This window comes from Salinibacterium sp. SWN139 (assembly GCF_015864625.1).
Taxonomy (GTDB): Bacteria; Actinomycetota; Actinomycetes; order Actinomycetales; family Microbacteriaceae; genus Rhodoglobus.
In genome coordinates this window covers 577,984-601,730 of record NZ_JADYWV010000001.1, presented here as the reverse complement: position 1 = coordinate 601,730, position 23,747 = coordinate 577,984, and the positions used below count along the sequence as shown (strand labels likewise).

Annotated in this window: 19 protein-coding genes; 4 read left to right on the top strand and 15 right to left on the bottom strand. The window is 61.6% G+C overall.

What is annotated here, in order from left to right; translation table 11 throughout:
* Positions 1-54 precede the first annotated feature (54 nt).
* Positions 55-933, top strand: a complete 879-nt coding sequence (locus tag I6E74_RS02810) for a DMT family transporter (protein WP_197122804.1) — start codon at positions 55-57, stop codon at positions 931-933.
* 69 nt (positions 934-1,002) lie between these two features.
* Here the strand turns inward: I6E74_RS02810 and I6E74_RS02805 are convergent, their stop codons facing one another.
* From I6E74_RS02805 to I6E74_RS02795, 3 genes are all read right to left on the bottom strand, one after another.
* Positions 1,003-1,968, bottom strand: coding sequence for a carbohydrate ABC transporter permease (locus I6E74_RS02805; protein ID WP_197122802.1), 966 nt, complete (start codon positions 1,966-1,968; stop codon positions 1,003-1,005).
* The gene (locus I6E74_RS02800; protein WP_197122800.1) at positions 1,965-3,098 is read right to left on the bottom strand and encodes a carbohydrate ABC transporter permease; all 1,134 of its coding nucleotides are present in this window, start codon (positions 3,096-3,098) and stop codon (positions 1,965-1,967) included. The genes I6E74_RS02805 and I6E74_RS02800 overlap by 4 nt, the downstream gene beginning before the upstream one ends.
* Before the next feature lie 147 nt (positions 3,099-3,245).
* Positions 3,246-4,577, bottom strand: coding sequence for an ABC transporter substrate-binding protein (locus I6E74_RS02795; protein ID WP_197122798.1), 1,332 nt, complete (start codon positions 4,575-4,577; stop codon positions 3,246-3,248).
* A gap of 262 nt (positions 4,578-4,839) precedes the next feature.
* On the opposite strand from I6E74_RS02795, the gene I6E74_RS02790 reads away from it, so the two are divergent.
* Positions 4,840-5,553, top strand: coding sequence for a DUF981 domain-containing protein (locus I6E74_RS02790; protein ID WP_231604455.1), 714 nt, complete (start codon positions 4,840-4,842; stop codon positions 5,551-5,553).
* Between the two features lie 18 nt (positions 5,554-5,571).
* On the opposite strand, the gene I6E74_RS02785 is transcribed toward I6E74_RS02790, so the two are convergent.
* The 4 genes from I6E74_RS02785 to cysK form a co-directional block, all read right to left on the bottom strand.
* Positions 5,572-6,633, bottom strand: coding sequence for an ABC transporter permease (locus tag I6E74_RS02785; protein ID WP_197122796.1), 1,062 nt, complete (start codon positions 6,631-6,633; stop codon positions 5,572-5,574).
* Positions 6,630-7,598 carry an ABC transporter ATP-binding protein gene (locus tag I6E74_RS02780; RefSeq protein ID WP_231604454.1) on the bottom strand — a complete coding sequence of 323 codons (969 nt, stop codon included), beginning with the start codon at positions 7,596-7,598 and terminating at the stop codon, positions 6,630-6,632. Before I6E74_RS02780 ends, I6E74_RS02785 begins: the two co-directional genes overlap by 4 nt.
* Before the next feature lie 52 nt (positions 7,599-7,650).
* Positions 7,651-8,220, bottom strand: coding sequence for a serine O-acetyltransferase (cysE, locus tag I6E74_RS02775; protein ID WP_197122795.1), 570 nt, complete (start codon positions 8,218-8,220; stop codon positions 7,651-7,653).
* Positions 8,221-8,290: 70 nt separating this feature from the next.
* Positions 8,291-9,229: a cysteine synthase A gene (gene cysK / locus I6E74_RS02770; RefSeq protein WP_197122793.1), complete on the bottom strand. Its 939-nt coding sequence runs from the start codon at positions 9,227-9,229 to the stop codon at positions 8,291-8,293.
* 230 nt (positions 9,230-9,459) lie between these two features.
* On the opposite strand from cysK, the gene I6E74_RS02765 reads away from it, so the two are divergent.
* A complete protein-coding gene (locus I6E74_RS02765; RefSeq protein WP_197122792.1) occupies positions 9,460-9,984 on the top strand; it encodes a hypothetical protein in 525 nt (174 codons plus the stop codon).
* A gap of 137 nt (positions 9,985-10,121) precedes the next feature.
* On the opposite strand, the gene I6E74_RS02760 is transcribed toward I6E74_RS02765, so the two are convergent.
* From I6E74_RS02760 to kynA, 5 genes are all read right to left on the bottom strand, one after another.
* Positions 10,122-14,381: an ExeM/NucH family extracellular endonuclease gene (locus tag I6E74_RS02760; protein ID WP_197122791.1), complete on the bottom strand. Its 4,260-nt coding sequence runs from the start codon at positions 14,379-14,381 to the stop codon at positions 10,122-10,124.
* A gap of 198 nt (positions 14,382-14,579) precedes the next feature.
* Complete coding sequence (locus tag I6E74_RS02755) at positions 14,580-15,398, bottom strand: PaaX family transcriptional regulator C-terminal domain-containing protein (RefSeq protein WP_197122790.1); 819 nt, start codon at positions 15,396-15,398, stop codon at positions 14,580-14,582.
* Between the two features lie 6 nt (positions 15,399-15,404).
* Positions 15,405-16,670 (bottom strand): kynureninase, encoded by a 1,266-nt coding sequence (locus I6E74_RS02750; protein ID WP_197122789.1) that lies wholly within the window; start codon positions 16,668-16,670, stop codon positions 15,405-15,407.
* The gene (locus I6E74_RS02745; protein WP_197122788.1) at positions 16,667-17,824 is read right to left on the bottom strand and encodes an amidohydrolase family protein; all 1,158 of its coding nucleotides are present in this window, start codon (positions 17,822-17,824) and stop codon (positions 16,667-16,669) included. Before I6E74_RS02745 ends, I6E74_RS02750 begins: the two co-directional genes overlap by 4 nt.
* On the bottom strand, positions 17,821-18,678 hold the full coding sequence (kynA, locus tag I6E74_RS02740) for a tryptophan 2,3-dioxygenase (RefSeq protein ID WP_197122787.1): 858 nt from the start codon (positions 18,676-18,678) through the stop codon (positions 17,821-17,823). The genes I6E74_RS02745 and kynA overlap by 4 nt, the downstream gene beginning before the upstream one ends.
* 152 nt (positions 18,679-18,830) lie before the next feature.
* Between kynA and I6E74_RS02735 the strand changes: the two genes are divergently transcribed.
* Positions 18,831-19,388: an NUDIX hydrolase gene (locus I6E74_RS02735; protein WP_197122786.1), complete on the top strand. Its 558-nt coding sequence runs from the start codon at positions 18,831-18,833 to the stop codon at positions 19,386-19,388.
* Positions 19,389-19,473: 85 nt separating this feature from the next.
* Here I6E74_RS02735 and I6E74_RS02730 read toward each other — a convergent pair whose 3' ends face one another.
* The 3 genes from I6E74_RS02730 to I6E74_RS02720 are packed head-to-tail and all read right to left on the bottom strand — an operon-like array spanning position 19,474 to position 23,621.
* Complete coding sequence (locus I6E74_RS02730; RefSeq protein ID WP_197122784.1) at positions 19,474-19,890, bottom strand: PGPGW domain-containing protein; 417 nt, start codon at positions 19,888-19,890, stop codon at positions 19,474-19,476.
* Between the two features lie 36 nt (positions 19,891-19,926).
* On the bottom strand, positions 19,927-22,491 hold the full coding sequence (gene mgtA, locus I6E74_RS02725) for a magnesium-translocating P-type ATPase (protein ID WP_197122783.1): 2,565 nt from the start codon (positions 22,489-22,491) through the stop codon (positions 19,927-19,929).
* On the bottom strand, positions 22,488-23,621 hold the full coding sequence (locus I6E74_RS02720) for a YbhN family protein (RefSeq protein ID WP_197122781.1): 1,134 nt from the start codon (positions 23,619-23,621) through the stop codon (positions 22,488-22,490). The genes mgtA and I6E74_RS02720 overlap by 4 nt, the downstream gene beginning before the upstream one ends.
* Positions 23,622-23,747: the final 126 nt, after the last annotated feature.

The window sequence follows — 23,747 nt, the reverse complement described above, 5'->3', positions numbered from 1 at the left end:
GTCTAGGCGCAGCCACTACCATTGGCATGATTCGTCCCCATAGCGACAGGCACCATGTTCACCGTATTTCTCGGGCTCTCTAGCGCGCTCACATTTGGTGCCGCAGACTTTTTCGGGGGCATCGCCGCCAAACGCATTAGCCCCATTTTGGCCACCGCCATCGGCGCTGTTGCTGGACTCGCTGTGCTCCTGCTCATCTTTCCGTTCATCTCGAATGTGTGGTCGACCGAAGCAGTTCTCTACGGACTCGTTGCCGGCGTCAATAGCGCGATAGCAATCGGCCTGCTTTACGCCTGCCTCGCGATCGGGCCCATGAGCATCCTCTCTCCGGTAACGGCGGTCATGTCGGCGATCGTGCCCGTGACAGTCGGCCTATTGCGCGGAGAATCGCTCGGCTCGTTCGGTCTCATCGCCATTCCTGTCGCGCTCATTGCCGTGGTGCTCGTGGGATTCGTTCCCGAGAAAGGTGCCGTGCGACCAAGCGCCAAGGCACTCGTGATGGCGGTCGGGGCTGGCAGTGCGATTGGGCTTTTCTTTGTGATTCTGGATGCCGCCCCCGATGACTCGGGCATCATCACTGTTATCGCCAACCGCGTCGTCAATGCGGCACTCATGTTTACGCTGTTCTTTGTCCTGGCGGCATTAGCTCAGCGCCGCCGAGCCGGAGCACCAGCCCCCGCCCGCTCGCCCCTGTGGCGCCGCGGACTCTATTTCGCAATGATCGGCGGCACCCTCGACGTAATCGCTAACATGGCGATCATCACGGGCGTGCGCATAGGCGACCTTTCGGTCATCGCCGTACTGACCGCCCTGTACCCCGCTGGCACGGTGCTACTCGCAGCAATCGTGTTGCGCGAGCGCATCGCCCCCGTGCAATACGTGGGCATTGCGCTGGGCATCGCTGCGAGCATCCTGCTCGTAGTGGGCGGCTAGCGCCCAGCCATCACGGCTAGCGCGCCAGCCACACGTCGCCTAGTTGGCAACGCGTGTGCTTCGACCGGACTACCCCTTCGTCGAACCCGCGAGCAATCCGCGCACGAAGTAGCGCTGCAGAGCGAAGAACACGATGAGCGGCACGAGAATCGAGATGAAGGCGCCGGCGGTAAGCAGGTTCCAGTCTTGACCACGGCTACCGGTGATTTCCGCGAGCAGTTTCGTCATCGGCGCCACTCGTCCGTCGGCAAACACCAACGCCACGAGCAGGTCGTTCCAGACCCAGAGGAACTGGAAGATCGCGAACGACGCAATGGCCGGCATCGTGAGCGGAAGCACGATGCGGAAGAAGACCTGGCCGTGGCCCGCGCCATCCACTCTCGCAGCTTCGATGAGCTCGGAAGGAATCTCGGAGACGAAGTTGTGCAGCAAGAAGATGGCCAGTGGCAGCGCGAAGATCGTGTGCGCAATCCAGACCTGCGAATACGAGTTGGAGGCATTGAGACTGGAGAAGATTTCGATGTCACCGATGGACAGCCCACGAGAGAACAGGCTCAGCAGCGGAACAAGTGCCATCTGCAGGGGAACGATCTGTAGCGCGAAGACGCCGATGAACATCCAGTTGCGACCGGGGAACTTGATCCACGCGAAGGCATACGCTGCCAGGCTCGCGATAACGAGTGGGAAGATCGTGGCCGGCAAGGTAATGGCGATCGAGTTGATGAATGCGCCAGCCAGATTGAGCTGGCTGTTTCCGGCCGCCAGCACCTCGGTGTAGTTGTTGAGAGTGAAGCCGGGGTTCTGGAAGATCGTCCACCAGCCGTTACGCAGAATCTCCTCGGGCGGGCGAAGCGAAGAGACGAAGAGCCCGAACGTCGGCGTCGTCCACAGCACCGCGATCACTAGTGCGGCAAGCGTGGCTCCGCGACTCGTGAGGCGCTTCTTGGTGCGCTTAGCGGCGCCGTTTTCACCACGGGCCAGTTGCTTCTTAGTCTTCTTGTTCAGTGGAAGCTTCGCGGGCACTGTCGCGGTCATCGGATCTCCCTCTGCTTAGCAATCTGTCTCGCGTTGTACACAACAATCGGCAGCACCATGATGAACAGCACGACCGCGAAGGCGGCAGATCTGCCCACCTCGAAGCCCTGCCACTGCGAGTACATCTCGTTCGCGATCACGCTGGTTTCGTTCGCACCAGCAGTCATCGTGCGAACGATGTCGAAGACTTTGAGCGAAGCGATCGAGATCGTCGTCAACACCACAACGAGCGAGCTGCGGATGCCCGGCACGGTCACGTTGATGAACCGTTGCCACGCGTTCGTTCCGTCGAGCTCCGCGGCCTCAAGTTGCTCGGCGGGAACACCCTTGATCGCGGCCGACAGGATCACCATCGCGAAACCGGTCTGGATCCAGATCAGCACGACGATGAGAAAGAAAGTGTTCCATGGAGAGTTGGAGATCCAGTCGACCGGTTGCCCGCCCATCCAGACCACAATCTGGTTGAGCAAACCAATCTGCTCTTGGCCAGCGGGGCGCACGGCATAGACGAAACGCCAGATGATGCTCGCGCCCACGAACGAGATAGCCATCGGCATGAAGACGAGCACTTTGAAAATCTTCTCGCCGCGCGACTTGTCGATGAAGACCGCGTAGGCGAGTCCAAAGATGGTGGAGACCGTGGGAACAATCAGCACCCACACGACCGTGTTGAGAACGGTGCGGATGCCGGTGTCTTGAGTGAAGATCCAGATGAAGTTTTCGAGGCCGACGAAACGGGTTCCACGGCTGTTCATGAAGGCTTGGATGGTGGTCTGAATCGTCGGGTAGATGAGACCAATAGCGAGCAAGAAGATCGCCGGGCTCATGAAGCCGACGAGCTGGAAGAGGTAGCCAGCGCCCTGCTTGGAGCGGTAGTCGAGGATGAAGAAGAGCCCACCGAAAACAGCTGCTGCGCCCGCTGCCCAATACACCGAGCCCAGTGTCAAGAAGATGAAGGTGGGGATGAGCACGCAGGCCGCAGCACGGATGATCGTGTACTTGCGGCCACTGCGCGGAGCGATCTCGATGAAGAAGATCAGCAGTGCGATGACCACGAAAAATGCCAGAAGCACGAGGGGAATCTGAGCGAGCGCGGGGAGCGTGGCTATCCACGCGAGAAAAGCTGACATTAGCGACCTTTCGAGTGCATCACTGGACTCTTCACTTCACTGGCATTTCTGCTGATTCGACTCTACCGAGGCGTCGGCACGAGTGGGAGAAAAGTAAGCGTGGGCTGGAAGCACAATCGTCCAACCCACGCTCACCGTTGAAGGGTGTTACTCAGACGGCCATGACGCATCAATGGTCGAGAGCACTTCTTCGGTTGACTTGCCGTTGACCCAGTCGACCATTCCGGTCCAGAACGATCCAGCACCGACAACACCCGGCATGAGGTCGGAAGCGTCAAAGCGGAACGTGGTGTCGGGGTCCTGCAGAATCGTGATGGCTTCCTGCAGGATGGGGCTGCTCGCGCTTGCCGGGTCAAGGCCATTGTTAGCGCTAATGACGCCGCCCAGAGCTACGCGAGAGTTTGCCCACTCGGGGCTCGACAGGTATTCCTGTACTGCGATGGTGTCTTCGTCATTGGAGAAGGCTCCGACGATTTCGCCACCACCGGTGACTGCGTTGCCACCCGCTTCAGCGGAGGGCGTGACGAAGGCCCAAATGTCAGCATCCGGTCCAACCGTGGCGTTACCGTTCTTGGGGTCCTGAATGAACCCGTCGAAGAAGGATGCCTGGTGGTGGAGGGCACAGGTGCCGTCGCCGAGGGCGCGAGCCGGGTCACCAAACGGGGTGGAGTTGATCGACTTCACGTCGCCGAATCCAGCATTCACGTAATCCGGGTTCAGGAGGATGTCGCCCACCGAATCGAACGCCGAGACGATCGCAGGATCACTGAACGGGATTTCGTGCGAAACCCACTGGTCGTAGACGTCTGGTCCCGCTTCGCGCAGAACGAGGTCTTCTACCCAGTCCGTTCCTGGCCAACCGGTTGCGGCATCCGAACCGAAGCCAGCACACCAGGGTGCGGTTCCGGTTTCGTCGGCGATTGTCTGGGTGAGCGTGAGCAGTTCGTCCCAGGTTTCGGGAACTTCGACGCCCCACTCCTCGAATTGCGAAGGCGAGTACCAGACGAAGCCCTTGACGCTGGCCATGAGCGGCGCACCGTAGAGAGTTTCGCCCGTGGTGGCGTACGCAGCCCAGTCCTCTGACCAATATTCTGCGACGTTGGAGGCGACGCTGTCGGGTGCTGGCTGAATGTAGTCGCGCGAGGCAAGGTCGGCGAGAAGACCCGGCTGCGGGAAGATTGCGATGTCAGGGGCGTTGCCGCCCTGAGCGCGGATGCTGATCTGCGCTTCGAACTCTTTGCTCGATTCGTACTGAATGTCGATGTCATTCGCTTCTTCCCAGTCAGCCCAGGATTCTTCGAGAAGTTCAGCCTCAGTGTCGGCGATGGTGCCATAGATGGTGACTACGCCATCCGCTTCACCAGCATCGCCGGGGCCGCCTGTGCCACCAGAACCGGAGGCGCAGCCCGTAAGAACCATGCTTGCGACGCCAAGAGTGGCGATGGGCAGCAAGGCCCGTCGAAAGTTGTGAGAAATCATACAAATCCTCCTCGTCGAGGTTTGCCCGCAGGCCGAGCAGCGTGCGGGGGAACAACTGCAGCTCTGAACTCGCTCACTCAGTGCAGCTCAAGAGAGCGTGTTCATGACTCACGCTAGGCGACGATCAACGGTTTGTGCAAGCGCTTGCGCTACAGAGCTGTCTACCGCAACGCGAATGAGACATGACGGTCACCACCTCAGTGCACCTGGAGGCAATTTAGGCAAATTTGAGTATTGCTGCTTGCGGGTGTTGACTGGCGAGATGGATCAAGGATTAGTAATCGACTGGACACAGATGCCCACCTACAACACGATCATGGCGGTGGCCGCCGGTGCGGGACTGCTCAGTCTCGTGTTGTTTGCTCGCAAGCTCATGGCGGGAGCTGACGTGGAGTTCCGCGGTCACGCCGTCAACTTCGGAGTGCTGGGCCTGATCCTCACCGTCACGGGCGCACACATGACACTAACCTGGCCCTTCGCTGCCTACTTCCCCTTCGACAACATCATCTTCGGCGAGCCGAGCCTTGCCTTCGGCGTGCTGCTTCTCGCCGCGAGCTTCGTGCTCTGGCGCCGCGCATCCGTGCTCGAAGAATCCAAGGATGCCGCCCGCGCCGTCGCCCGCACCGCTGAGCCCCTTGGCGTGCTCATCTTCGGTCTCGGCCTCGCGCTCATCGCGATTGCTTTCGCCGGAGTCATCTTCCAGCTCTTCGCCGCTCCTCCCGAGGAGCCCATCTCTGGCGCCTTCGCCGAATGGCCCTGGGTCGAAGCGATCTTCATGTCAGGTCTCTTCGCGCTCGTAGGCCTCGGAGCATTGCTCTTCCCGTTCGCCACCCGCAGCTTTGCGGTTCGCAGCACGCCGACCAAGGTTCAGTGGGTTACCGGGGTCGCTCTCGCTCTCGGCGGCATCGCGTTTCTACTCTTTGGCGCGCTCAACTTCTTCACTCACATTGGGCTCATCGTCAACACGATGGGCTAACGCCGCGAAAGCCGCGTTCTAAGCGATACGGCTACCTCGGGCCAACTTTGCCGCTGGGGTCTTGGTACGAGCCCAGGCCCCAGCAAGCAATGCTCCTGCGAGGATGACATGCGTCGCTAGCCCGACAGCCCAGCTAGGAGTCGTGGATTCGATCACGCTGCGAGCACTCGGGGAATCGGGGAATTGGTCGAACTCTCCCACGATGCAGGTGTTCACTGAGTAGCTAGCGTCCTGCGGAATTTGAGCCATTCGAGTCGTCAGCTTGAAGTAGCCAAAGAGGTCCGTGGGCTGGTCGTTCGAGTCGTACGTTGTGGGCACGGCATCCGCCAGAATCACGTACGGGTTAGCCGCTAACGCACCCCAGAACAGGTCGAAGCGTGGCGTCTGGTACTCGAACTCTTCGGGAGTCGAACACGACGTCGGTTTGCCAGAACTGTCGTATTCGATTCCGTAGCTCGAGACCTGAGTCGCGGTGGTTTGCAGTGCCAGCCCGCCAAGAGTGAACGCGATAATCGTGCCAACACTCAGCGCCGCCACAACCAGATATGTCACGACGATCGAGAACAGCGGCCGCGACATGAGCCCAGAAAGCCCCACCCCCACCGCAGCAACGACGCCCAGCTCGAGCGCGAGCACAACGATCGACACGATGATGGTGCTCGCACGAAGCTGGCCAGCGAGGGCTGCATAAACGAGGAACGGGATAGCGGCCGCCAAGAACGCGAGAGCCGTGATCCAGGCCGAGAGGAATTTGCCCACGATCAGCTGGCCGGTCGTGATGAGCGTCACTTGCGTGGTGGCGAGGGTGCCAGCATCCCGATCACCGTTAATGGCGTTACCGCTCAGGGCCGGCGCCACAAGGGTGCCCAAGAGCAGCACGAAGTAGATGACGGTGGAGTAGACGCCGGCTGCACCGTTGTCTACGCTGCCGAATCCGTATAGGGCGAACGACAGCAACACCGTCACGATGAAGATGAGCGCGACGAAGACCGCAAGAAGGATGTACCAGCTCCTCGTACGCACACGCTGGCGCAGCTCGAGGGAAAGAATCACTCCGACGCCGGAGATGAAGGGGCTCATTCGCTTTCCTCCGAGCTCAAGTCGATAAAGGCATGTTCGAGATCGCCCACAGCTGGCGCAAACGTGCTGATTACAACGCCTGCCCCGACCAGTCGAGCAAGAAGTTCGGATGCTGCCGCTTCGCCGTCGAGCGCAACGAGCAGGTCAGTACGATCGGTCGCAATCGCTTCATCCGCGATGCCGTCCGCAATGAGTGCCGCCCTCAGTGCCGTCACGTCGCTCGAGCGGATGCGCCAGGGTCGAGCCGTGGCGCGACTGCGCGCCAACGCCTCCGCCGACGCCGTGACGCCCTTCGAGAGGTAAACGGCACCATCGGCCATTTCATCGAGTTCGGAAAGAACATGACTGGAGACGAGAAGGGTCTTGCCCTCGGAGGCAAGCCGACGAACGAGGGTGCGTAGGTGCGCGCGCGCCACCGGGTCTAAGCCCGAAGCAGGCTCATCGAGCAACAGCACTGCAGGGTCATGCACGAGTGCTCGGCCAAGACTGAGCCGCTGCTTCTGCCCTCGCGAGAGAACGCGGGTCGGGCTGTCGGCGAGATCGCCCAGATCAACAAGCGTGAGAATTTCCGCTGCTCGAGCCGCCGCTGTGGCTTTGTCCATCGCGTACATGCGCGCCGCGTAGGTCAAGGTGTCGCGCACGCTGATCGTCGCCCACGATCCGAGTACGTCGGGCATCCAGCCCAACCGCGAGCGCACCGCGGCCGTCTCGCCAAAGGGGTCGTAACCGGCGATGCGGATGCTGCCAGCATCCGGTTTGAGCAGAGATGCCAGCATCAGCATAAGAGTGGTCTTGCCCGAGCCATTGGGGCCGATAAGACCCGTCACAGTTCCGGGCACCGCGACGAAACTGGCGTCACGTACCGCGTGGATAGCTCCAAAGGATCGGCCGACGTTCTCGACGACGATCCCGGAGTGCGGAGGTTCTGAGTGCAGTAGCTCGGTGCTCACCATAAGGGTGAGCATAACTTACTGTTACGACTTCTCGGGGCCTGCGAGAAGCTCTGTCCCGTCGTGGCTAAATGTAGATCGCGGGATCGATGTAGTTGAAGCCGTCTTTGGGCGCTTTCGTGCCGCCCTTGGGGCGCGCCACGGCGGGAGCGCCAACGAGAAGAGAGTCGGCGGGAGCATCCGCCACCACTACGGCACCGGCGCCCACGACCGAGCCAGAGCCGATCGTGATGTCGCCGAGGATCGCAGCGCCGGCGCCCACGACAATCTCGTTGCCGAGCGTCGGGTGGCGCTTGCCGCCCTGCGAGCTCGTGCCGCCAAGCGTGACGCCGTGATAGATCAAAACGTCATCGCCGACAATGGCGGTCTCACCAATGACGACTCCGGAGCCGTGATCGATGATGACGCGGCGGCCGATCTGCGCGCCAGGATGAATCTCGACGCCGGTCAAGAAGCGAACGAATTGGGAGACTACGCGGGCAAGAAAGAATGCCCGCGCAGTCCACAACCAGTGACTCAAGCGGTAACCCCACACGGCGTGCATCCCCGAATAGGTCAGCCAAATCTCGAAGGCACCACGGGCTGCGGGGTCACGTTCGCGCACGGCAGCGATGTCTTCACGAGTTCGAGCAAACAATAGAGGGATCCGTCGTTAGTGGTGGTTAGCGGCGTTGAGTTGAGGTGACTCGGTCTTAGTCGACAAGCCCCTAGTCGACAAGGTCTTCGTAGAGAAGGGTCGACAGGTAACGCTCGCCAAAGCTCGCGATGATGACAACAATGGTCTTGCCGGCGTTCTCGGGGCGCTTGGCCAACTCGATTGCGGCGTAGACGGTCGCACCCGAGGAGATGCCTGCGAGGATTCCCTCTTCGGCCGCAAGGCGACGAGCCATCGTGACGGACTGGGTGATGTTGACGTCGAGCACCTCGTCATAAACATCGCGGTCGAGAATTTCGGGCACGAAGTTGGCGCCGATTCCCTGAATCTTGTGGGGGCCGGGAGCTCCGCCATTGAGGATGGCCGACTCTTCGGGCTCAACCGCAACAACCTTGATCTCGGGGTTCTGTTCCTTGAGGTAACCACCAGCACCGGTGATGGTTCCGCCGGTTCCGATTCCCGCAACGAAGATGTCGACGGCACCGTCGGTGTCGTTCCAGATCTCAGGGCCCGTGGTGGCACGGTGAATAGCCGGGTTTGCAGCGTTGGCGAACTGCTGAGCGGCGACTGCACCCTCAGTATTGGCCACGATCTCAGCGGCCTTCTCAACGGCGCCACGCATACCTTCGCCGGCGGGAGTCAACACGAGTTCTGCACCGAACGCGCGCAGCAGCATGCGGCGCTCCTTGCTCATGCTCTCGGGCATCGTGAGCACTACGCGGTAACCGCGGGCGGCACCAACCATGGCGAGCGCGATACCGGTGTTGCCACTGGTGCCCTCAACGATGGTTCCGCCAGGCTTCAACGCGCCAGCTTTCTCGGCCGCATCAATAATTGCGACACCGATACGGTCCTTCACACTGGCCGAAGGGTTCTGAAATTCGAGCTTTGCCAGCACGGTAGCGCCAGCACCGTCTGTGACGGAGTTGAGCTGAACCAACGGGGTGTTACCGACGAGTTCGGTGATGTTCTTATAGATACGACTAGCCATGATTCAGGGGTTCCTTCGCAGGTTGGAGATCGATGGGAGCTTGCTCACCATAGTTAGTAGCAATCAGCAGGCCAAATTTATTTCATCGATCTGCATAATTCTGTAACAGGCATGAGGTGAAAGCACTCGCAGAGCACTCCGGCAGAGCTACCGATCAGGCTCCTGGCAACGAAATCCGTTTGCTCGCCACACCGCACCTATAAGTGAATGAATCTCGCTATAATTGAGAAATGCGCCCCACTACCGCTATCGCCATGATCGCCCTGCTCTTTACCGTTGGTGGATGCGCGACTGACTCCCCACCTTCTGCCGAGCAGTCGACCGCTGCCGCCACCGCGGAAGCATTACCGTCGAGTAGCGCCACTCCGTCCCCTTCCGACGCGGCGGACGAGGAAGTTAGCTTCAGCTACCGCTGCTATGTAGAAGATGAATCATCCGGGATTCGCACAGAACTTCCCATGGAGTTCACGAGCTTCGAAGAAGTGTGGGAATACCGCCCCGCCGTCGTCTCGTGTCTGGAGATCAAACACGGCACCGTGTATACCCAAGCGCAACTCGACGCTGTGGAGATCGCCGGACCAGTGCTGTCGAGTGGTATCGAACAGGTTGGCGCCCTCTATGCCCAGTGCGCAATCACCGACAATGGCTACCTCCATCTCACCGATCTCACCCCGAGCCAGAAAACGGACGTACGCGCTTTTCTCTCGCTTTGCCCGGATCGCCCCGGCGCCGACTATCTCACGTCGCTGCTCTAGCCAACGCTCAGAGCTTGCGGCCCCACAGCATCGCGCGGGTTTACTCCGTGATCGTGTAGCCGCAGGACGCAAACGAAAGAGGGCCCCGCGTTGTGCGGGACCCTCTTCGCGTTATGCAGCTAGCTGCCAGCTTTCGCCTAGAAGACGAAGACCAGTCGCGGCCAGCTTGTGCTGGACTCCACGAGGTCGTTACCGGAGTACTCGACCGAGATCCAGTGGATGCCGCGGCTCAGCTTCGGCAGCTTCAGCGAGGCATTACCGCGCTTGTCTACCGCGCTCGTGCCGACAGCGGTGCGACCGTCGTAGAAGGTCACCTCGCCTGCGGTCGTGCCATCCTTGCCGACCGAGACGCTGGCATCCGCCGTGACGGAGCGGTTGCCCCACACGAACCAGGAGGAGAGACTCGAGCGAACACTCGAGGAGATCTTCTCCACCGATTGTGCGTCCGATTCTGCGACACCATCCGAGTAACCATCCTTGCTGGCCGTGACCTGCACGCTCAGTTCGGTTCCGATGTCGTCGGTCGTGATGCGGTAGCGGCTGTCGGTCGCATCAGCAATCGGTGCGCCGTCGCGCAGCCACTGGTAGCTGTAATCGGCCGAAGCCACACTCCAGTTACCGTGCACGGCCTTGACTGTCTTACCAACCTCGACCTTGCCGCGGATGCTCGGTGCCTTCGTGTTCTCGATGGCTTCAGCAGTCGTCGCGACCTCGATGGGCACTACGACCGCAGTGTCGGTTCCCGGAACCATGACGGTCAGCGCGAGCGTGCCCGAAGGTGCGCCGGCGGGGATCGTAACGGTCACGCTAGCGCGGCCCTGCTCATCCGTGGTGTCGACGATGGTGCGGTCGATCGTTGCCGAACCGAGCACGTCTCCATCAACCGAAACCTCGACCGTGGTGGCGTCTGAGCCGCCGCGGCTGAAGGTGAGCGACGAGAGGTCGAGCGTGACGTCATCTCCGGGGTTGTAGCCGTCAGCATCCGGAGCTGAAACAACAGCACCAATGGCGCGCTGTTCGAGCGGCGGATCAGCGATCGTGTTCTCTTCGAACCACTCGACCATGGACTGCAGGTCGACGCGGCCGCTGTCGGCGCGATCGGTTCCCTCGGCGAGAGTAGCGAAGTTGTCGCCACCGGCCGCGAGGAAGGAGTTAGCAACCACCGTGTAGCTGGCTGCAACATCCACCGGAACACCGTTGAGGTACATCGCGGTTACTCGCTCACCCTGAGCCGCGGTGGGGTCGTACGAGTACGTCAACCCTTCCGAAACTCCGAGCTTGAGGAACGGACGCTGAGCACCTGCGGGTTGCCACTGCTCTTCGAGGACCGACTTGATCTGAGCACCGGTCAGCGACATCGTCGTGAGCGTGTTGCCGAAGGGCTGCACGTTCGCAGCCTCGCGGTACGTCACTTCACCGTCACCGTCGCCAGCACCCGATGCTTCGTAGACGAGGTCCGTACGCAAACCACCCGGGTTCATGAACGCGATCTCGGCGCCCGAATCGGATGCGGCCCACAGTTGAACATCGGCGACGAAGTTGCCGAGGGTCGATTCTCCACCACGGTTCTCGGGGAACGGAGTTCCATCAACCGGAGTCTGCACCGCGCGGTACATGCTGTCGGAAATCTCTCCGACCTTGGCGTTGCCCAGTTCAGCCGCCGCGGCCGTAGCCTCGTCGACAATCGCCTGCACCGCAGCATCCGGCTCGAAGCCCTCAATCGGCAGAACCTCAGCCTCGAAGTCGAGGATCTCCTTCGTTGCTGGGTCGACGTTGAGGTCGAAGTGGCCGTAGTTGGCGCCGTACTGTCCGGCCGAAACGACCAAGCGAGGGCGGTCCATGCCGGGAACAGTGACCTCGTGGTCGTACGCGAGGTGAGTGTGACCCGAGACGATCGCTTCGACCTTCGGGCTCAGGCCCATCACGATCTGGCCAAAGGCCGAGTCGTCAGTCGATGCTGCGATGTCGGTGGATGCCGCACCTTCGTGAACGAGCAGAACGAGAACGTCTGCTTCGCCATTGGCGTCACTTCCATCGGTGAGGTAGTCCGCAACACGGTCAACCTCGGTCACGATGCTGCGGATCTCGAGCGACTCGATGCCAGCAGGGCTGACCAACTCGTTGAGGTCTTCAGTAACGGCACCGATGAACCCGACGGTCACGCCATCGAACTCCTGCAGGAAGTACTCGTCGTAGGCCGGAGCGTTGGTATCCCGGTCGTAGAGGTTCGCTGCGAGGTAGGGCCAGTCGGCGGCATCCAGGATGCGGTCGTCAACATCGGCACGACCCTGGTCGAATTCGTGGTTACCGAAGGAGCTCGTGTCGAGTCCGATTTCGTTGAGCACGTCGATCGTGGGCTGGTCGTTCTGGATGAACGAAGTGAATGTCGTGGCTCCGACGAAGTCACCGGCACCGACGAACGTGGTGTTGGGGTTCATGGCTTCCCAGTAGTTCACCATTCCGCCGAGCTGAGCTGCACCAGGAACGCCGAAACCGGGCTCCAAACGACCGTGGAAGTCGTTCGTCGTGAGGATCTCGATCTCGACCGGCGCTGCCTCAGTGCTGAGGCCAATGCTGATCGGGTCGTGGTCACTCGAACGGAACACCGTGCCAGCCTCGGCTGCCGCGTAAGCGTAACCGCGGTCAGACCACTCAGGCGAATTGATGTTCCAGACGGCAGCATCGGTCACGTGCTCAGCAAGCGACGGCGAGACGATGATGTGGTCGAGCGATCCGAGTTCACCATCGAAGGTGTAGGTGTACTCGTTGTCGCCTTCGGCGGCGAGAGTGTCAACGAAGCCGGCCTCGGTGAAGACCTGAATGGGGTCTTCCTCGGAGTAGGCATTGAAGTCACCAACGAGCACAACCTGGTCGCTCTTGGCTTCATCAGCTGAGATCGAGTCAACGAGGTCCTTGACGGCATTGGCCTGCTCCACACGCTCCGTGTTGAAGAAGCCCTGACCGTCGGTCGGCTCGGTTCCCGATCCACCCTTTGACTTGAAGTGGTTAGCGACAACGGTGATCAGTTCACCGTTGGACTCGAAGGTTTGAGCGATCGGCTCGCGCGCGATGTCCCAGACGGTCTCGTCAACCTGCGTGAAGCTGTCGCCCACTGGCGTAACAGCGGCCGGCTTGAAGATGATCGCGTTTGTGATGAAATCAGTGATGGCTGCATCGTTCAGGTCTGCTGGCGTGCGAACGTAGTCCCACGTTCCGGCTCCGGCAGCAGCGTTGAGCGCACCGACGAGATCCATGAGCGCTTCGTCGAGGTCGCCACCCAACTTGATGGAGTTCTCGATCTCCATGAGACCAACAACATCCGCATCGAGCGAGTTAATGGCGGCGACGATCTTCGACTGCTGGATCGCGAACTCTTCAGCGGTGTCTGCGCCGCGGGCGTCCGAGTCTTCACTCGTCAGTGTGGTGAAGTAGTTGTAGACGTTGAAGGCCGAAACCTTGAAGTCTCCACCCACAACGGGAGCCGACTCTTCACGCGGGTTCGTGGACTCGAACGTGGGCAGGTATTCCGCCGGGCTCGCGTCGTTGATCGCGATGGTCGGCTGCAAACGCCAGTCGTCGAACCCATAGCTCAGAACGTAGGGGTTGGCCGGAAACTCGACGGTGTCGCCGTTGCGCACAACGGTGTCGGCCGAGAAGTAGGGCTGCTCACCGGGGTGAGAACCATTGGAGATCTGGATGCTGTAGCCATCATCGAGGAAGATGCGGCTGGCACGGTTAGCGGCGGCGATCGCGTCGGCGTCGGCTCCGGCATCCGTAGTCTCGGTGCTCTTGACGGCGAGCTCTTCTGGGCTGAGCCAGAGGGTACCGAAATTGTAGAGCTGGTGGCTCGAGCTGACGAGGTAGTCGCCGGTGGGGGTGACGAGCATCGACTCGAGGGATTCGCGGTCGGCGCCAACAACGCTGGCATCGAGAGCGGAGGCCTGCACGGCGTCTGCCGGGTCGAGGTCGGCGGCGGCGGTGACCAGCTCGACGGCCGAGACGGAACCAAGCTGGGTCAGACCGTAGTACTCATCGACGGCGCCGGTCGCGGTGACCTTGTCGCCGAGAGAAACGGCGGGGTTTGCGCTGCCGAGGTAGACGAAGATTCCATCGGAAGCGCCTGGTGTGGCATCGATCTCGCCACCCGATCCGGGAGTCTGGATGACAATGCCGCGGTAACCAGAAGCTCCCCGGTAGTCAGCGGTGACAACACCCTCGACGGTGACGGTGTCGCCGACCATGGTGCTCGCGGTTGAAGTGCCTTGAACGTCGGCAATAGTTGCTGTTGCTTCGGCGGCTAGGGCGGCCGGAGCGGTGATCGCGGTCAACGCGATGGCGCACGACGTGGCAAGAGCCCCGATCGTCAGCCGCGTTGGCCTGCTGCTTCGTGGATACATAGCGGGCAGTCCCCTTATGAATTGTGAAATCTACGGTCTACCCCATAACAGGGGTATCTGAGACGATAGCCCCACCCACAGCTCATTCCAAGGTTTTAAGCGAAATGCTCATGTGCGCGTAACCCGTTGTTCTTGTGCGAAATGCGCGCACCAACACTTCGGGGGTTTGCTCGCACGGAGCACACGCCGACGCCGTCGTCAGTGAGCGCTATTACGCGCAAAAGCGTGCGCCCGCGCCGCCAAAGTGCGCGAAAGGCGACCGAAGAGATCGATGCTTGCTCGCCCCGGCCAATCCTCCGGCAGCGCCGAATCCGGCAACCCCGGATCGACGTACGGGATCACACGCCACTGATCGAGAGCATGGATGTAGCACGCGAACGCCTCGGCATCGGTCGACGCCGGACCCACCAGAGCCGAGTGCTGGGCGAGAAAACTGTCGTGCAATTCACGCAAACGATCGAGGTCCCACCACTGGGCTACGGCATCCGCAAACGACTGAGTCGTCTCGGGCCGGCCCGCAATAAACAGCGTCGCGCACTCGCTCAGTTCGAGGTTTTCCAGAATGCGCAACACTTCTGGCTTAAGGTGGGCCGGGCAAATCCAGAGGCCGGTGGCGACGGTGCCACACCCGATCCAACCGAGTCTGCGACGAAGCTGGTGGCGTTCGTCGCGGCGTGACTCCGGTATCGAGAACGAGATCAGACACCACGGATCATCTTCGCGTTGCTGCCGAAAGCTAAAGACGCGGCGATCGCCGCTCTCGAGCATCGGCACGGCATCCGCGTTCACTCGGTAGCCCTGCTGGCCGTCGACCATTTCGGGCACAAGAAGGCCCTTTGATTTAACGCGGGCGATGGCGCTGCGGGCGCCATTGGCCGATACTCCCAGCGCCTCCATGACGCGCACGAGATGCGCCGACGAGATCCAGCCACCCAGCTGACGCAACTGCGAGCCCACAAAGGTTCGGAGTAGGGCCGTTGCACTTCCGGGGCGGGAGTCGAAGTCATCCAGAATCATGGGCGGCTACTTGGTGAGCTGCTCGTGAATGGCCTCGATGCCCAGCTGCACTTCAGCGAAGGTCGTGCTGAGCGGCGAGAGCCCGAGACGGATTCCGTGGGGCCGACGGAAGTCAGGAATGATCCCCTGCTTCCAGAGTTCGGCATTCACAGCGGCGAAGCTCTCGTGGTCGATCGTGACGTGGCTGCCTCGTTCAGCGGCATCCCGGGGCGAGCTGAGGGTGACGCCGAGCGGCACGAGCAGTTCATCGACGAGGGCGAGCGCGTACTCGGTGAGGGCGATTGACTTGGCACGGATCGCGGGGATGCCGGCCTCTTCGATGAGCCCGAGCATGTCTTGCATCGCGAGCGAGCCGACGATCGAGGGCGTGCCACTGATGAAGCGACGGATGCCGTCGTGCGGCGCGTAGCCGGGGCCCATTTCGAACGGGCTGTTGCTGCCCATCCACCCCTGGATCGGCTGGGTCATGGCCTCGATGTGCTCGGCGCGCACGTAGCCGAAGGCGGGGGAACCCGGGCCTCCGTTGAGGTATTTATACGTGCAGCCGGCTGCAAGGTCGACACCCCACGCGTCGAGTTCGGTTTCGACGACGCCGGCGGAGTGACAGAGATCCCAGAGCACGAGCGCACCTGCGTCGTGCGCGAGGGCGGTGATGCCGGGCATATCGGCGAGGTGGCCGGAGCGGTAGGCGACGTGGCTGATCACGACAAGGGCCGTGTTCTCGTTGAGCGCGTCCTTTACTTCGGCCGCGGTGACTCCCCCGTCGCTCGCGGGATCGATCCAGCGCAGCGTTTTGCCGAGCTCGGCGGCGATCCCCTCGACCAGATAGCGATCGGTCGGAAAGTTGCCGGTGTCGATCACGATCTCGCTGCGCTCGGGGCGCGCGCTCAGCCCCGCGCGAATCAGCTTGTAGAGCACGACGGTGGTCGAGTCGCCGATGAAAGTTTGACCGGGGGCAGCGCCGAGAGCGGCAGCGCCGAGACGGTCGCCGAGCGTTAGCGGGAGTTCGTACCACGCTTCATCCCAACCACGGATGAGACGGCCGCCCCATTGCTCGTCGACGAACTCGGCGAGCCGCGCTGCGCTCGCGATGGTGGGTCGCCCGAGCGAGTTTCCGTCGAGGTAGGCCCGCACTTCGGCTGATCGCACGAATTTGGCCGGGTACTGCTTCAGCGGGTCAGCGGCATCGAGCGCCGCGGCACCCGCGGCGCTCGTGTCGATGGGTGCGCCAGCATCAGGGTGCGCACTGGTTGATGCGGTGATTTCGGTCATAGGTCGATCCTCCATGTGGTCGGGATGGGGGTTGTTGCGGCAGGGACGACATCGTCGCTGTTCCGAGCAGAGTGCGCAGCGGCTGCGGCCTCCGCAAAACTGGGGTGAAGCAGCTCGCGCGCAGTTACCACGGTGGCGGTCATGAGCCACGACGCGAGGTCGGCATCCGCGCGCGGCACGGTGGGGAGGTAGCTCACGGTGCTGCCGAAACCGGGCAAGCACAGCGCCCGCAGCAGGGCGTCGTAGCGCACGCCGGCATCCTGCAGTGCGGTCAGTTCGCGGTGGTTAAGGCCGGGCGGGAGGTCGCCGTTTCCCAGATCGGTGCCATAGCGGATGATGCCGCCGGCGGCATGAAAGCGCTGCAGGTTGTCGCTGGCGGTGGCGAAGTCACGGCCGCGCTGACCATAACCGTGGATGTCGAGGGTGCTGATCCACGAGTGACGTCCAGCAAGAAAGCGGGAGTTCGGCTGCGCCATCTCCTCGATCAGGGAATCGCTGAGTTTCTCGGTCCACGGCGTGTGCGCCAGGCGGTCGGCCCCGGCAGCGAATGCTCGCCGGGCTTGGCCAGTTCCCTGCACGTGCACGACCACTTCGGTTCCCCGACTGTGGGCGTACTCGACGAGGGCGCTCAAGGTGTCATCGTCGATCACGGGCCCCTCTTCAGCATTGAGCGCGACTTTCACGAAGGTGGCCCCTGCGGCCAGCTGTTGCGCGACGGCCGCCATCGCCTCCTCACCGGTCTGCACTTCAGCGACAGCGAGGGTCGCCGCCCAGGCCCGGTTCGCCGGGTACGTGTGAGGCGCGGTGATAAAAGCTCCCGCATGGTGCAGCTCCGGAACCGTATCGTCGGCGGCCCACTCCTGAAGACGCTCAGGGTGCCCACCCAAGTCGTCGACGGCGGCGAGGCCGCCAGCGATGAGAGCGCGCGGCTCAGTCAATCCGAGGTGAACGTGCGCGTCGCGAAAGCCCGGAAGAAGCACTCCCGGAAGACGGTGTGCGGTCGGGCTTGCGGTATCCGCAATCACTCGGATGCCGTGGGGGCTCACTCGAACGGTGGCGGGGCCGTGCCATTCCCGCAGCCAGTAGCCGTCGACGGCGTAATCCACGGCGAGCGCCGACTCCGGAGTCTCGTGCGGGGTTGGTTGTTCGCTCACGAGCGGCCAATCTCGGTGCGCACGGCAAAGAGTTCGGGGAAGAAGGTGAGATCGAGCGCTTTCTGGAGAAAGCCGACGCCGCTCGAGCCGCCCGTGCCGCGTTTCGTACCGATGATGCGCATGACGGTTTTCATGTGACGGAAGCGCCACAGTTGGAAGTTGTCTTCGAGGTCGACGAACTCTTCGCAGGCTTCATAGGCGAGCCAGTGTTCGCTTTCGTTGTCGTAAATGTGGCGGAAGGTGTCGATAAGCTCGTCGTTTTGCTCGTAACCGCGAGTCACGTCACGGCCCAGCACGGCGTCGGGAATGTCGTAGCCGTGGCGGGAGAGGTAGCGCAAGAACTCGTCGTAGACGCTGGGCTCGGCGAGCAGCTTGCTGAGCAGGGCGTGGGCTTCAGGCTGCGATTCGAACACTTTGAGCATGCCGGCGTTCTTGTTGCCGAGCAAAAACTCGACAGCACGGTACTGGTAGGACTGGAATCCGGATGAGCTGCCCAAGTAGTCGCGGAACTGCGAATACTCACTCGGCGTGAGAGTCGCGAGCACCGACCACTGCTCGGTGAGGGTTCGCTGGATGTGCTTGACGCGTGCAATGCGCTTGAGCGCAATAGAGAGGTTGTCGCTCGCGATGAGATCGCGGGCCGAGGTGAGTTCGTGGATCACGAGCTTGAGCCACAGTTCGGTGGTCTGATGCTGGATGATGAACAACATCTCATCGTGATGCTCAGGAGTGCTTTGCGGAGTCTGCGCGCTCAGCAGCGTGTCGAGTTCCAGATACGAGCCGTACGACATCCGCTTACTAAAGTCGGTGACAATCTCGTCTTCCAGGGCACGCTCGCTGTGGTTATCAGACATGCCGACACCCTATTGCACTTTTACGACGGCCGCCACACTTATGTTCGCGTGTTTCTGCACAACTGCCCTGCAGGAGTGCACATGAGGTCTCCCACGGTTGCCGCCCCGAGGTCGAAACCGGGACCGAGACCTACGTATCGGATAATGACCAAGTGATAGTCGACGACTTCCTGACCAGCCTTGCAGCACTCCCCGCTTCACCCGCCCGCGAGTCTTACCTCTCCTTTGTCAGGGCGGGTGGCTCGGATGCGCTCGCGCGTGATGGCGGGCCAGAACATGTGACCGCATCCTGCTTCGTGTTTTCCCCCGACTTTGAGCGCGTGCTGCTGTGCTTTCACCGCAAGGGACAGTTTTGGGTGCAATTCGGCGGCCACATCGAACCACAGGACGCCTCGATCGCGGATGCCGCACTGCGCGAAGCGCGCGAGGAGTCCGGAATCGCCGAGCTCGCTCTGCGCTCCGAGGCGATCGTCGACCTCGACCGTCATGAGTTACACGGCGGCTTCGCGTGTGCTGCCCACTGGGATGTGGGATTCGTCGCGATCGCCGCCGCGGATGTCGACTTCGCGGCCAGCGACGAAAGCGAAGACGTGCGGTGGTTCACCACGAACGCTCTCCCCGAGAATGTTCCCAGCAGCTTCCCGGCGAGAATCGCCGCTGTTGTGAACAGCATCGCTGGCAGAGCCTCCAACGAGCCAAGCGCCGATTAGCGCTGGTGCTTCGGTACTGCGGTACTGCGGTACTGCGGTGCTGCGGTGCTGCGAGCACACCACCACGGTCACTGAACGAGAGCGCTCAGTCTCCGGAAACTTCGTGGTCGCCGACGCCAACAACAGCAGCAGCGGAATCGGAATCGGTATCGGAATCGGCGGCAGCCCGCACAGCCGCCCGCCGTTGACGCTTCTCGTTGGCCGTGGCAAGTGCCTTGCGGGCGAGGGCATTCGCTTTGCCGCTCGCTTTCTTTGCCATCTCAAATTCGGTACCGAGAAGAGCCAACCCGCCAATGGCCACGAGCGAACCTGGCCCGGGCAACGGGATCAACACCACACCAAGAGCGACCGTCGTGCCGCCGACGACACCGACAGTCGTGCGATAGACACGGTCTGCCTTGGGGTTCTTGCGGATCGCCTCGCGCGTTCCATGAGCAGCGGAACTTGCCGCGTGCCCTACCGCCACGCCTGCACGCGCGGCGACTGTTCGTTTCTGGCTCATAGGTTGATTCTACGAGTGGCTGCTGCTGTCATTCGTTCAGCGACGCCAGAAAATCCGCTTCACTAATTCGGTCGTCACGACATACGCGATAGCGACGAGGATCACCAACACCAGCAGTTCAAACGGGATGGGCACCAGCTGCAGCAGCGTCGCGACTGGCGAGTAAGGAATCGCGATTGCCACGATCACGACAGCGATGCTGGAGAGCACGAGCCAGCGACTTGGCCTGCTGCGATAGAACCGCCCGCGCGTTCGGAGCACAAACAACACGCCAACCTCGGTGAGGATGGAAGCGAGGAACCAGGCACTGCGAAACTCCGGCGCCTCAGCATCAAAGCCCCACCGCAGAATCGCAAACGTTGCCAGATCGAACACCGAGCTGAGGGCTCCGAAGACGAACATGTAGTTGCGGATGAGCTTCACGTTCCACCGTTGCGGTCGACGCAATTGCGCCTTGTCCACAGAGTCTGTAGCGATGAACGTCGCCGGTAAGTCCGTCAGCAAGTTGATGAGCAAGATCTGGCCAGCCAGCAATGGCAGGAATGGCAACACGAGAGCCGCGATCGCCATGCTCAGCATGTTGCCAAAATTGGCGCTCGTGGTCATGAAGATGTACTTCATGGTGTTCGCAAACGTGCGACGCCCCTGAAGAACCCCATCGAGAATCACGCGCAGATCTTTGTCGAGCAGCACAATCGCCGCAGACTGTTTTGCAACGGGAACAGCAGTGTTCACCGAGATGCCGACATCGGCAGCGTGCAGCGGCGGCGAATCATTGATGCCGTCACCGAGATAGCCGACGACCTCTCCCGCGGCCCGGAACGCACGCACAATGCGCTCTTTCTGCACCGGGTTCAGCTCGCTAAAGACCTTCACCGGAACAACGGCGGTGGCCAACGCAGCATCATCAAGGGCATCGATATCGTGCCCCGTGAATACGGTCGTGACATCGAGCCCGACCTGGTGCGCAACATGGGATGCCACGAGTCGGTTGTCTCCGGTCACCATCCGCACCGACACCCCGCTGGCGCCCAAGTCCGCCAAGGTGCTTGCGGCATCCGGCTTCACGGGATCCGCAAACGTTAGCAATCCAACGAGGGTCATCCCCGATTCATCGCCGGGCGTGGCTTTTTCGTGGTCGGAGAATTGGCGAGTCGCGATGCCCAACACCCGGAAGCCTTGGGCGCTTAACTCGGCGAAGCGCTGCTGGATGCCCGCGAGCACTTCTGCGATCGGTACCGTGCCCGCCGCCACTGCGGCGTGTGTGCAAACCCCGAGGATCGGATCGAGTGCACCCTTGGAAATCAGGATCGATTGCTCAGCTGGCCCGCGACGCACCAGCACGCTGAGACGTTTGCGCAGAAAATCGTAGGGAATCTCATCGAGCGCTATCGCCGTCGCCGGAACCGAATGCGCAGCGACGATCGCAGCATCGATCGGGTTCTTCCACCCGAGTTGCAGTCCCGCGTTGAGGCTGGCCAACTCCGCCACGGAGACACTGGTCGTACCCTCGAGGTCCATCGCGCTATCAAGCTCAATCTCGCCCGCGGTCATCGTTCCGGTTTTGTCTGAACACAACACCGTCATCGAACCGAAATCCTCAATAGCGTCAAGACGACGCACGATCACTCGAGTGCGCGCCATCATCTTTGCGCCCTGAGCAAGGCTGATGCTGACAATCGCCGGCAACAGTTGTGGCGTCAGCCCGACCGCGAGCGCGAGGGAGAACAGCGCCGAGTCAATGATCGGGCGCTGCAAGATGAGGTTGATAGCGAAGATCACGATGACGAGAACGACCATCAGTCTGGTCAGCAGAACGCCGAACGACGTCATCCCACGTTCGAACCCATTCTGCGGCGGCCGAGAATTGAGCCGGTCGGAAATCGATGCGATCTCTGTCGCGCCGCCCGTGCGCACCACCAGCAGCGTCCCCATGCCGCTGGAGACGTGGGTGCCGAGGAACGCCGCATTGCTGCGCCCCGTCAGCGGTGTTCCGACTGGAACAATACCCGGCACTTTTTCGGATGGGAACGTTTCGCCCGTCAACGCGGATTCATCCACGGTCAACGAATTCGAACTCAGCACAAGACAATCGCCTGGGATGAGATCGCCAGCCGAGACGATCGCAATGTCTCCGGGCACGACCTCGCCGACCGGGATATCCGCGTTCGTGCCATCTCGTGTGATCACAGCGGAGACCTCGACGGTGGCCAACAGCACATTCATTGCCCGACCAGCGTTGCGCTCCTGAGAGAAACCGAGCAAGCCCGACAACAACAGAATGACCAAGATGATCGCCGCATCCGTCCAGTCGCCGAGAGCACCAGAAAGGATGGTCGCCGCAATCAGGATGAGTTCGATGGGGCTAATGAATTGCCTGCCCAGCAGACGCCACACTGAGTCCTCGGCGCGAGTGTTGAGACGGTTGGGGCCTACGCGTTCGAGGATGCTGGCGGCTGCTTCTGAGCTCAAGCCAACCGGACTGCTGCCGAGACTGGCTTGCAGGCTCTCCGCATCAGAAGCCCAAAACGGGGATGCCGACTCAGGCTCAGCGGCACTCGCGTTGCCATCGGAAACGCTCTGGTTTGACGCTGCAGTCATGAAGGGTTCCTGAGGCTACGGTCGTGCTCGGTGCGGGGCGGCGCGCTGTTGGCAGCGTGGTGTTTGAGGGCGGCCCGACGGTGGCGGCTCAAGCGCAACGAGAGGTAGGCGCCAGCTCCCACCGGGATGGGTAGCCAGTACTCGAACACGCGCCATCCAATTACTCCGAGCAGGGCGGCAGCCTGTGGCACCCCGAACCCGACCAGCGCGGGCACCGTGATTCCCTCGACCAAACCAATCCCGCCCGGAGTCAGCGGCAGCAGCGCAATGATGCTCGCCACTCCGTACACGGTCAGGAGTGGGCCGAGAGCTAGCTGATGCCCGAACGCAGCAAGCATCACCCACAGCGAAGCGGCGTCAAAGAGCCAATTGCCGAGCGCAAAAAGCACCGCCAACACGAGCCTGCGCCGGTCATGGCCGAGGGTGCGGAGATCGCCAGCGATGGACCTCACGAGCCCCGAGAGGCGATTGCCCACGAACGGGAAGCGGTGTTCGAGCACCGTGGCGAACCGCGCCACGCCCTCGGTGCGGGCCATCAGGAGCCACGCTCCGCCCACCAGCGAACCCACCAGAACTACGACGACGACACCGGCGAGCACATAGTTGCTCGTATCGCCCTGAATTTGCGCGAGAGCAAGAACGATGCCCGCACCGAAGACCATCGTGAGCGCCACGTTAGAGATCGCGACCTGCACTGCAGCAACACTGAGCGCGCGTTTGGCCGGGATGCCCTCCGCCGTCAGAAAACGGAACCTAGCGACGGCCGCTGTAGCGCCTCCCCCGGGCAGAGTGTGGTTGAGGGCGAGGTCCGATAGGTCGATGCGGAGCAGGGTGCGAAACCGCAGTTTTCCCCATCCGAGCACAGTGCCGCTCAACGAGCTATACGACACCAGCGAAAGGATTTGCAGAAGCAGAGCACCGGCGATCAGCCACGGTGACACATCCTTCACCGCCTCAAATGATTCTTCGGCATCAGAGAACTGCGGGATCACAAAGAACCAGAGCACCGGAACCAGAACGGCCACCGTCAGAACAATTCGCAACCACAGCGGCACCCGCTGAGGGGGAAGCCCGCGACGATGCGAAGAAATCGCCCCCGGAGTGATTTCCCCCTCAGACTGCGGATTCACAGAAGACCTCTTCTGGTAGCGAGAAACGGCGTGGCCCGTTTCAGTCGCTACATTACTCCGCAGTGGGAAGGTCAATTGTTGACCAGCTTCAGCGACCTTAAAGCCGCCGATCTGGCGACAGGTTGC